Origin of the sequence: Dysgonomonas sp. PH5-45, assembly GCF_029893235.1 — a bacterium.
Taxonomy (GTDB): domain Bacteria; phylum Bacteroidota; class Bacteroidia; order Bacteroidales; family Dysgonomonadaceae; genus UBA1309.
Genome location: NZ_JARXWE010000031.1, coordinates 15,654 through 27,042 on the forward strand (window position 1 = coordinate 15,654; position 11,389 = coordinate 27,042).

The 11,389-nt window shown below is 39.2% G+C and carries 5 protein-coding genes and 1 tRNA gene; 4 read left to right on the forward strand and 2 right to left on the reverse strand.

All coding sequences use genetic code 11. The annotated features are described in order from the left end of the window. The first annotated feature begins 649 nt into the window (after nt 1-649). Nucleotides 650-6,448, forward strand: coding sequence for a DUF3320 domain-containing protein (locus M2132_RS10235; RefSeq protein ID WP_280673263.1), 5,799 nt, complete (start codon nt 650-652; stop codon nt 6,446-6,448). Nucleotides 6,449-6,598: 150 nt separating this feature from the next. Here the strand turns inward: M2132_RS10235 and M2132_RS10240 are convergent, their stop codons facing one another. Together M2132_RS10240 and M2132_RS10245 are read right to left on the reverse strand one after the other, a co-directional pair. Then, complete coding sequence (locus M2132_RS10240; RefSeq protein ID WP_280673262.1) at nt 6,599-8,053, reverse strand: aminoacyl-histidine dipeptidase; 1,455 nt, start codon at nt 8,051-8,053, stop codon at nt 6,599-6,601. A gap of 26 nt (nt 8,054-8,079) precedes the next feature. Further along, entirely contained in the window at nt 8,080-9,081 is a 1,002-nt protein-coding gene (locus M2132_RS10245) for a lysylphosphatidylglycerol synthase transmembrane domain-containing protein (protein WP_280673261.1), read from the reverse strand. Between the two features lie 131 nt (nt 9,082-9,212). Here M2132_RS10245 and rsmA point away from each other — a divergent pair, with 131 nt between their 5' ends. The 3 genes from rsmA (at nt 9,213) to M2132_RS10260 (ending at nt 11,218) form a co-directional block, all read left to right on the forward strand. Continuing rightward, nucleotides 9,213-10,016, forward strand: coding sequence for a 16S rRNA (adenine(1518)-N(6)/adenine(1519)-N(6))-dimethyltransferase RsmA (gene rsmA / locus M2132_RS10250; RefSeq protein WP_280673260.1), 804 nt, complete (start codon nt 9,213-9,215; stop codon nt 10,014-10,016). Between the two features lie 46 nt (nt 10,017-10,062). Then, nucleotides 10,063-11,007: a magnesium/cobalt transporter CorA gene (corA, locus tag M2132_RS10255; RefSeq protein ID WP_280673259.1), complete on the forward strand. Its 945-nt coding sequence runs from the start codon at nt 10,063-10,065 to the stop codon at nt 11,005-11,007. A 138-nt stretch (nt 11,008-11,145) separates the two neighbouring features. Beyond that, a tRNA-Lys gene (locus tag M2132_RS10260) sits at nt 11,146-11,218 on the forward strand. Nucleotides 11,219-11,389: the final 171 nt, after the last annotated feature.

Sequence of the window (11,389 nt, forward strand, 5' to 3'; positions counted from 1 at the left end):
ATTGCATGCGCCGAAAAGTTATTAACAATGCCCTTTTGCTGAGAAAATGTCTAAAAACAGAGAGTTGAGATAAGAAGGAAACAGAGTATCAGTTATTCAAGTTATATTTTAATTTAAAACTTAAGGTTATCAGTTGTCTAATTTAAAATAAACCAAACTTATCCAACGGATTTTGCCTATATCCAGCAAAATACAATGGTATAATTTTTAAGATGGAAATAACAGTGAAATAGTCTCATTCGAGAAAATATTGTTATGGTAAAACCTCGATGCAGACTTGGAATGAGAGCCTGTATCTTGCAAAATAGAAACTCTTATCCAATCATTACCAAAATGTTGTATCTTTGCCATTATCAGGTGAAGGGAGAAAACAGGGCTCTGCTGGAGAGCAACCCGTTAACAATAACCTGGCAGACTGGAATGGCTTAAGGGGGGGCAAAATCCTTCTTAAATTAGAAAGTCTAAAGACAATTATGAGATGCCCCCATAGTCATGATGTGGGCAATTGGTATTATCTACCCAAACTGGGATAAGAAAAGAATACCAGCTTGTTAATAATAAAACATTTACAGAGTTTGCGAAAACTTTTCAAAAATATCAAAACGAGCTAAAAGAATAATTGCAAGTAATATGTAACAAATAAGTCACTATGGATAATATTCAAACTTTAATAAACGTTGAATTTTCGTATTTGCCTGTTATAAACTTTGCCATGCAACAGAATCGGGTATCTGTTATACGAGATTTTTCGATAGAAAACCTAACAGAAGAAGTACTAAAGGATTTGAAGATAGAGTTGACCGCAGACCCCGAATTCACAACAACCATTCCTATATCCATAGAAGTAATCAATGCTAAAGAAAAGACAAGAGTAGAAACACCTAAGTTAAATCTTTCTGCCAATTATTTTGCCCAGCTAACAGAACGCGTATCTGGCGATATATCTCTAAAGATATATTCAAAAGAGGAGCTCTTGTTTGAAGAAAAATATCCGATCAATATTTTGGCTTATGATCAATGGGGAGGTATCGCTGTTTTACCGGAGATGTTATCCGCATTTGTTACGCCCAATCATCCCGCAACAATACCTATAATCAAACGGGCTGCAACTATCTTAGAACAATGGACAGATAGCCCATCATTGGACGAATATCAAAGTCGTAATCCCGATAGAGTACAAAAACAAATGGCTGCCATATATACAGCCATTGCCGAACAAGAAATTATATATAGCACTGTACCTGCCAGTTTTGAAGACTATGGACAACGAATCCGGTTAGTAGATTCGGTAATGATTCAAAAACTGGGAACTTGCCTTGATATGGCTTTGCTATATGCCTCATGTTTAGAGGCAATCGGGATACACTCTCTTATTATAGTGGTTAATGGACATGCATTTGCTGGAGGCTGGCTTGTTCCTGAAACATTTCCTGACAGCGTTGTCGAGGATGTATCTCTAATTAATAAGAGAATCGCTGATGGTATTAATGACATCACACTGGTAGAAACTACCTGCATGAACATGGGGCAAAATATTGATTTCGATCAGGCTGTAAAAATTGCCAACAAACGCATTTCGCAACCCGATTTCATACTGGCTATAGATGTAAAAAGAGCTCGTTTTTCAGGAATAAAACCAATACCACAACGAATATTAAATGGACAACATTGGGAAATAAAAGAAGAGGTGACTTCCATTTCGGATAGGTCGCAAGTAACACCACAGGCAATAAATCCTTATGATTTGTCAGGAATAAGTTCGGAGGTGGTTGTTACCAAACAATTATTGTGGGAACGAAAATTATTGGATTTAAGTTTGCGGAATAATCTTCTGAATATAAGGATTACAAAGAACACATTACAACTCATTTCTGCTAATCTCGACTTATTCGAAGATGCGTTAGCCGATGGAGAGGAGTTTAGAATAATGCATAAACCCACTGATTGGGACAATCCATTATTTGATTATGGACTTTACAAATCAGTTTCGGAGGCCGACCCTATAACAGATCTGATAAAATCGGAACTAACACAAAAACGGCTTCGCTCTTATCTGACCGAAAATGAAATAAGCAAAGCCCTTACATATTTGTATCGTTCATCACGTACGGCTATGGAAGAAAACGGAGCTAATACATTGTATATAGCCTTAGGCTTATTGAAATGGTACGAAACAAAATCGAGTGAGCGTCCACGCTATGCGCCAATATTGCTTATTCCTGTCGAAATAATACGCAAATCGGCATCTAAAGGATATGTAATCCGTTCGAGAGAGGAAGAAACAATGATGAACATTACATTGTTGGAAATGCTTCGTCAGAATTTTAATATTACAATTCCAGGTTTAGATCCTCTGCCCATGGATAAAAGTGGCGTGAATGTAAAACTCATTTACTCAATTATTCGCAATAGTATAAAGAATCAGCCAAAATGGGATGTAGAAGAACAAGCTATTTTGGGCCTATTTTCTTTCAATAAGTTTATTATGTGGAACGACATTCATAATAATTCTCATAAGCTTATTGAGAATAATGTTGTTTCCAGCCTCATGAATGGCAAAATAGAATGGAACGTTGAAGAATATGAAGTTGATGCTAAAACATTAGACAACACAATTCCTCCCGACAAGATTGTTTTGCCTATCAGTGCTGACTCTTCGCAATTGGAGGCTATTTGGGAAGCATCCGAAGGACGAAATTTCATATTGCATGGCCCTCCCGGAACGGGCAAGTCGCAAACAATAACGAATCTCATAGCTAATGCCTTATATAAAGGAAAACGAGTTTTATTTGTTGCTGAAAAGATGGCGGCATTATCGGTAGTTCAACGGCGTCTCGAAGCTATCGGCTTAGCTCCCTTTTGTTTGGAATTACATTCCAACAAAACAAAAAAGGGAATGATTCTTTCGCAACTAAAAGAAACAACTGATATTGTAAAAACTACACATCCTGAAAATTTCAAGCAGGAGGCCGAACGTATTTTTGCCCTGCGTACCGAAATGAATAAATATATAGAAGCTTTGCACAAGGTATATCCGTTTGGTATTTCACTTTACGATGCTATTGTAAAATATCAACAGATAGATGCTGATCCTCTATTTTATATACCAGAAGTGCTTTTATGCGAACTGAATAAAAACAAACTTCAGCAATGGAACGAAACATTAGAGCTGCTAATATCTATAACTAATGCTTGCGGACATCCATATAAACATCCCTTAACCGGTATTACGATTGGTCAATATTCGTCTACGATAAAAGATGAAGCTTCAAAAAGCATTCAAGATTTAATTGATCTTATATCCGATATTCGGAAGCAACTCAATCAATTACCGGATCTGTTTTCCGAGTTTGAAGTTTATAAAGATAAGAAAAACACAAAAATAATAACAGACATAATTGATAAGTTACTGAATATTCCAGAACTTACTTCTTCGTTATTAGCATCTCCTCAGCTAAGCGATACTTTAGACGAATACAGGGATGTGTGCGAGCATGGAAAAAACAGAGATCGTTTAAAACAAAGCTTACTTTCCGGATTTTCGGAAGGGGTACTATCTATAGACGCTAAAAAAATGCTGTTCGACTGGAATCGGACCTTGAACAAATGGTTTATCCCTAAATTTTTTGGACAACGATCTATAAAAAAACAACTCATAGGATATGCAACCAGTCAATTGAACAACGATCAAGTATCATCAACTTTAGAGGATATAATAGAGTTTCAATCGGAACAAATCTATTTGAAAAAATATGAGAACGATATGCCTATATACTTCAAAAAGTTTGGTCGTAATGGAAGTGAAGATTGGAAAACAATAGAACAGATCATTACAGATACTTCAGCCATTAATTCATTAATACAAGAGCATACAAAAGATATATCCAAGGCGACAAATATAAAACGTGTATTATCGCTACAATTATCAGATGGCATTAGCACTTTCAGAGGGATGCATGGTGGAGTATTGATAACAATAAACAATCTTATCCCAAAACTGGGTCAGCAAGAACAATTGTTATATAGTATATTGGGCACAAGCGAAGATATTTTATATAAACAATCTGACAATTGGATAGACTCTGTTTTGAAGCAACTTAATATTTGGTACGATAATTTGGATAAACTCAAAGACTGGTATCAATGGTTGCTCGTCTATAACAAGATGCAGGCTCTGCAAATAGGTTTTATTGCCAATCAGTATAAAGAAGACAACATTGATACAAATAGACTTTTGAATGTGTTTTATAAAAGCTTTTACAAAACTGTTATCGAATATATTATTTCAGAGGAACCGAATTTACAACTATTCAAAGGAAATATTTTTAATGATACGATAGAAAAATATAAGAGACTGGTTGCCGACTTTGAACAATTAACACGAAAAGAGTTGGTGGCTAAACTTGCTACCAATCTTCCGTCTTTTACAAGAGAAGCGGCTCAAAATTCGGAAGTCGGCATCTTGCAACGAAATATCAGGAACAATGCTCGTGGTATTTCTATCCGCCGATTATTTGATCTTATACCAACTCTGCTACCGAGGATGTGCCCGTGTATGCTGATGAGCCCTATATCTGTTGCTCAATATATAGATGTAGATGCCGATAAATTTGACCTTATAGTTTTTGACGAGGCATCACAAATGCCTACTTACGAGGCTGTGGGTGCCATTGCCCGAGGAAAAAATGTAGTAATAGTGGGCGACCCCAAACAGATGCCTCCAACTAATTTCTTTTCCGTAAATTCTACAGACGAAGATAATATTGAAATGGAGGATCTGGAAAGTATTTTGGACGATTGTCTGGCTCTTTCCATGCCATCCAAATATTTGCTTTGGCACTACCGAAGCAAGCATGAAAGCCTGATTGCTTTTAGTAATTCGGAATATTATGATAATAAACTATTGACATTCCCTTCGCCAGACAATATTGAATCTAAGGTCAGATTTGTTCCTATCGATGGACATTATGACAAGGGTAAGTCCCGACAAAACAGAGCAGAGGCGCAAGCCATAGTCGATGAGATAGTAAGAAGGCTGAAAGATGAAAAACTAAGGAAGAGAAGCATCGGGGTTGTTACATTCAGTTCAGTCCAACAATCTCTTATCGAAGATTTATTGTCCGATGTTTTCATGCTCAATTCTCAGTTAGAAAATCTGGCATTAGAATGTGAAGAGCCTATATTTATCAAGAATCTGGAAAACGTACAAGGAGACGAAAGAGATGTTATTCTCTTTTCGGTAGGCTATGGTCCTGATAAAGAAGGGCGGGTAAGTATGAATTTCGGGCCTCTTAATAGAGAGGGGGGTGAACGCAGGCTGAATGTAGCTGTATCGAGAGCCAGATACGAAATGATTATATATTCGACTTTACGCTCCGATCAAATAGATCTTAACAGAACCAGAGCTGTTGGTGTAGCAGGACTTAAACGATTTCTGGAATATGCCGAAAAAGGAGGACACATTGCAAATAGAACGCAAAATGCGGTTGTTGAATATTCAATAAACAATCTGATAGCCAATCAACTCGAAAAATTAGGATACAAAGTTGACACTAATATAGGGTGTTCGGGTTATAGAATAGATATTGGCATTGTAGATGCGGATAATCCGTCTATATATAAACTTGGTATTATTTGTGATGGAGAAAATTATAGGCGGGCAAAAATGGTTCGGGATCGGGAAATAGTACAAAATAGTGTATTGAGAATGCTTGGTTGGAGAATACTTAAAATATGGACTTTAGACTGGTGGGAGAATCCTAATGCCGTTTTGACCTCCATAGAAGAAGCTTTAATGGCCAAAGGGACAGATGTTGATATAGAAATTATAGCTCCACAAAAAAATGTAGAGACGAAAAGTGAAACGATAGGAAATATATCATCTCCCACCGAATTTGTTGAGAATAAGATATCATCTTATCGGATATCATCCTTAATGTCTTCACCGTATGGTAGTGAGGAGTTCTTCTATCCGGGGCATAGAACAACAATACTGGATCAGATTAAAGAAGTGATAGAGACAGAAGCACCTATAAGCAAGCCGTTGCTTTGCAAAAGAATACTTTCCGCATGGGGTATTTCAAGATTAGGACAACGCTTAGATGGTTATCTCAATGAACTATTGCAGTGCAGTGCTTATTATGTATCATATGATGAGAATTTGTCTTTCTATTGGGCAAATGAAGAGCAATACTTGCAATATGACCTTTTTCGAACAGGATTGAGAGATGCTGTTGATCTTCCACCCGAGGAAGTTGCTAATGCAATGAAGTATATATTGACAGATGAAATAAGTTTGCCAACAACAGACTTATCCAAACTATCGGCTCAGCTTTTGGGTTTTGCCCGAGGCGGTTCGAATGTTGATGCCGCAATGCGTAGAGGGATGCTTAAAGCTATAGATAAAGGTTATTTGAAAGTGGAAAATGGACGTGCAGTGATAGCATAAACAGTATTGTTGGGCACTGTCGTTAAATGGAAAGAGCCCGGTACATTACCGAACTCTTTCACTATTAATTTAAGTATTAATCAGTCCAACTTTTGGGGGCCACTTCATTTTGACACACCCTCTTTTCTGTTATTTCAGAACGATTGTTCCTTATTTCAGATTGGCAAGGGTTGCAATCAGATAGTCGTAGAATTTGCCTACTGTGGCGATGTCTACATACTCGTCGGGCGAGTGTGGGTTCATGATTGTTGGGCCAAACGATACAATGTCGAGCCCTGGAGTGCTATCAAGAATGATACCGCATTCCAAACCAGCATGAACTACCTGAACCACAGGCTCGTTTCCGTACAAATCTTTATAAACCTTTTTCATCACCGCCAACGTTTTTGACTTGATGTTAGGTTGCCATCCTGGATAGGGATTAACTATTTCTACTTTAGCTCCTGCAAGTTCAAATACACTTTCGATGCTTGAACAAACCGCTTCTTTTTTGCTTTCGGACGAACTTCTTGAAAGGAATTTAACCTCAGTCAGTCCCGGTTGCGATTTTACCGAAGCAAGGCTTGTAGAAGCTTCTACCGTTCCGGGGAAGTCTGTAAGCATGCTTTGCACACCATTTGGCGCACCAATAATGGCGTTAATCAGGTCGTCTTGTATTTCTTCGGGGAACAAGGTTTTTGGAAGGTCTGTTTTTTCTGCTTTGAAAATTATGCTTCCTTCTGTGCTGGCAAATTCAACCGCAAACAGATCGTTGTACGATGCAACCAAGTCTATCACCTCTTGTTCGCTACCTGCGGGAACAGTGATGATAGCAAAAGCTTCGCGAGGAATGGCGTTACGTAGAGAACCGCCATCAATAAACGAAAGTCTTGCTTCATAATCGCGTACAGCTTCTTTCAGGAAGCGGAACATAAGTTTGTTGGCATTGGCACGGCCCAAGTGGATTTCGCATCCTGAGTGACCACCCTTAAGGCCAGTCAAACTTACTTTAATGGCCGATTCGCCCTCGGGAACTTCCACATCTTTGTATTGGAAGCTGATATCAACATCGGCACCTCCGGCACAACCAACGCAAAGTTCGCCTTCGTCTTCGGTATCAAGATTCAGAAGAATGCTACCTGTCAAAAATCCGGGTTTCAAACCGAATGCACCAACCATACCAACTTCTTCGTCGGTAGTGAAGAGTCCTTCTATCTTTCCGTGAACAAGGCTTTTGTCTTCAAGAACCGCCATTATTGCCGCAGCACCGATACCGTTGTCGGCACCCAAGGTTGTAGAACGGGCCTTTACTTTGTCGCCGTCTATATATGCGTCGATGGGATCTTTTGCAAAATCGTGCTTAACGTCCGAGTTCTTTTGTGGAACCATATCCAAGTGTCCTTGTAGGATAACAGTTGGTGCGTTTTCCATTCCGGCAGAAGCAGGTTTTGTGATAACCACGTTTCCTACTTCGTCTACACGCGTTTCGAGCCCTAATGACTTACCGAAGTCTGCTACGAATTTCACTACTTCGTCCATCTGCCCTGTTGGGCGGGGAATTAGAGTTAAGTCATAAAAATGCTTCCAAACATTTTCAGGCTTTAGATTTAGAATTTCTTTCGACATAGTTTTAATATTTTATGTTTATGAATTTATTTTTTCTTCTGTAATGACAGTCCTATAATACCGTACAGTCCGCACAGTGCAACCCAAATAGATTGGAAAGCGAATACGGCTGTAGCAAAAGCCTTTGCTTCGGGTAGGTCTACAAAAAAAGCGCACAACCCAAATACCACGGCAGCTTGCCACGGGCCTAATCCGCCGTTAGATGGTATAGCCATACTGACGCTGCTTATCGCAAAAACGAATAGCCCGGCCGCCAAACCCAGATTTTGTGTGAAACCAAAAGCAAAGAACGTTACGTAAAAATAAAGAAAATATGAAAGCCAGATGCTAAAAGTATAGATAAAAAAACGTTTTTTTTGTTTCATTTGCCAAACCTTTTTCATATCGTTCCACATTTCTGTAAGGAAATTCCGTATTTTCTTGATAACAGATGTTTCTTTAAATATGGTCATCACGATGAGTACCAGCACAACAATGCCCACGCATCCTGCATAGAACCAGACTGATGTGAGCATAGGCGGAAGGTTGAATTCGCTGCTTTTGGTCAGAAAAAGGGGAACATTACACAGAAAAGCTACGGCGATGATGGATGCTACCATAATGGTATCGAACATGCGGTCTATGATAAGTGTTCCTATCAGCTTTGTGAACGGGATTTTTTCCTTGTCGGCAATTACGCCGCATCGCCACACTTCGCCCGCACGGGGAATGGCAAAGTTTACAGCATAGTTCCCTAATACGGCGTAGATTAGGTTTCTTCTTTTGGGGTAATAACCCAACGGGTTGATTAGCAACTCCCAACGTAATCCCCTGATAACATTACCCGACAGCCCGAATATGAGTGAGAATGTAAGTACGCCCCAATTTGCATTTTTTATAATGTGCCACATTCCGGCAAAGTCGGTATCCCGATACAGAAAATAAAGTATAACGACACCTAATGCAAGAGGCACTATTATCTGTAATGCGCTTGACAGTAATGACTTTTTCTTCTGAGAGGGTTCTTTTGCGGGTGGCGTATTGCTCATCTTTTGTTATTTAGTTAAGACAGGTGGTAAAAACCTATCGTTGACACTTTTATTGACTAAACACAGGTAAAACAAGGATAAAATGATTACCTTTGTACTCGCAAATATAATTATTTTTATAAGACTAACGGATGCGTACGGTAAAACCTAAAAAGTTCTTAGGACAGCATTTCTTAAAAGATCTGAATATTGCTAAAGCTATTGCTGATACTTTAGACGATTTTATTGACGTACCCGCAATTGAAGTCGGTCCCGGTATGGGAGTGTTGACCCAATATCTGTTGGAAAAGAATCTTGATTTGACAGTAGTAGAGCTGGATCGCGATTCTGTTCCTTATCTTAACGAAAATTTCCCTGCATTGCGTGGGCGTATTATTGAGGCCGATTTTCTGAAACTGAATCTGACAGAGATTTATCCGGACAAATTTACTGTGATAGGAAATTATCCGTATAATATTTCATCGCAAATATTTTTTAAAGTGCTCGACTATAAAGAACATGTTCCCTGCTGTGCGGGTATGCTTCAGAAAGAAGTTGCCGAACGTTTGGCCTCAAAGCCCGGCCGGAAAGCTTATGGCATTCTGAGCGTTCTGTTGCAGGCGTGGTACGATGTTGAGTATCTGTTTACGGTTAGTGAAAAAGTTTTTGACCCTCCGCCCAAGGTCAAATCGGCGGTGGTTAGAATGGTCAGAAACACCCGAACGCAACTCGATTGCGACGAAAAACTGTTTAAGACAGTAGTTAAAACCAGTTTTAATCAGCGCCGGAAAACATTGCGAAACTCAACAAAACCCTTGCTCGGGAAAGATAACGAAGCATTTTCGATGCCCATATTCGATAAACGCCCGGAGCAGCTGTCGGTCGAAGAATTTATGGAACTGACAAACATTGTGCAAAAGTACATGCCTCGAGACGAGATTCGCGCAAACGAGTGAAATAAAGAAGAATCAAAAACCTATTAAACACAAGGAGGAAGTAGGTATGTCGGAAGTTAAACTATTTTACCACAAAGACAATGTAATACGCGTAAGCCGCAGCATAGAATTCCTGAAAACCACGCCAATCAAGAATTTCCTTTGGATAGACTTGAACAACGTAGACGAGGAAATCGAAAACGAACTGGAGGATTATCTAAAAATTTATATTCAGGAAGAAGAAGAAATGATAGAAATCGAGATGTCGTCTCGATACATTGAAACAACCGATTCGCTGGTCGTAAACTCGAACTTTCTGCTCAGTAACTTTGAACGTGAACCGGTTTCTTTTATCCTGAAAAACAATATTCTCATTACCGTTCGTGGCGAAGAACTGATTTCGTTTCAGGAAACCGTCAAAAAAATATCGGCAAATCCCAAAAATTATCCTACCGGCTATCATGTTTTCGTTGCGTTGCTCGAAACACGGGTTGAAGTTGATGCCGATATGATTGAAGAAATGACGCAACGGATTACTACCCTCAGTAATAGTATCAGTCTGAAGGAAGCCGACGAAGAGCTTTTGATGGAGATTAAAAACCTTCAGGAAAAAACGATGATGCTCCGCGAAAATATCATCGACAAACAGCGTGCCATATCGAGCATGTTGAAAAGCGAGCTTATCCCTAAAGAGTTGCACAGTAAGTTGACGATAATAATAAAGGACATCAACTCGCTGTTGGAGCACATACGCTTTAGTTTCGACCGTCTGGACTATCTGCAAGACACCTTTCTCGGGTTTGTAAACATCGAGCAGAACAAGATAATAAAGATGTTTACCATAATTTCGGTAATCTTTATGCCTCCCACGCTGATAGCCAGCGTTTATGGGATGAACTTCGATGATATGTCGGAACTGCATTGGGAGTACGGGTATGAGTTTTCGATACTGCTCATGATTTTCTCGGCGGGGTCTATTCTCTATTATTTCAGGCGAAAAAAATGGTTGTAACCAGTTGTATATTTGCGGTGTATCCGGCATAGCATCAACTACCCGAATAAATAATTGTAAAAATATCAAAGAAAAAGTTGCATCGTAAATAAATAGAATTTATCTTTGCACTCGCTTTTCAAGGAAAGCAAACAGGGAGATTCCGTAGCTCAGCTGGTAGAGCACATCACTTTTAATGATGGGGTCCTGGGTTCGAGCCCCAGCGGGATCACTTGATGCGACTGACTTTCAGAAATGGAAGTCAGTCGTTTTATTTTTGTTCTGTATCCCGCATTGTCACTAAGAATGGGTCAGCGGATTTTCCCGGTTGATAAACCTTATCACATATCACGAATATATCCTATCTTTGTGGGCATGAATCCCGAGAAGTTATTAGGAGCTA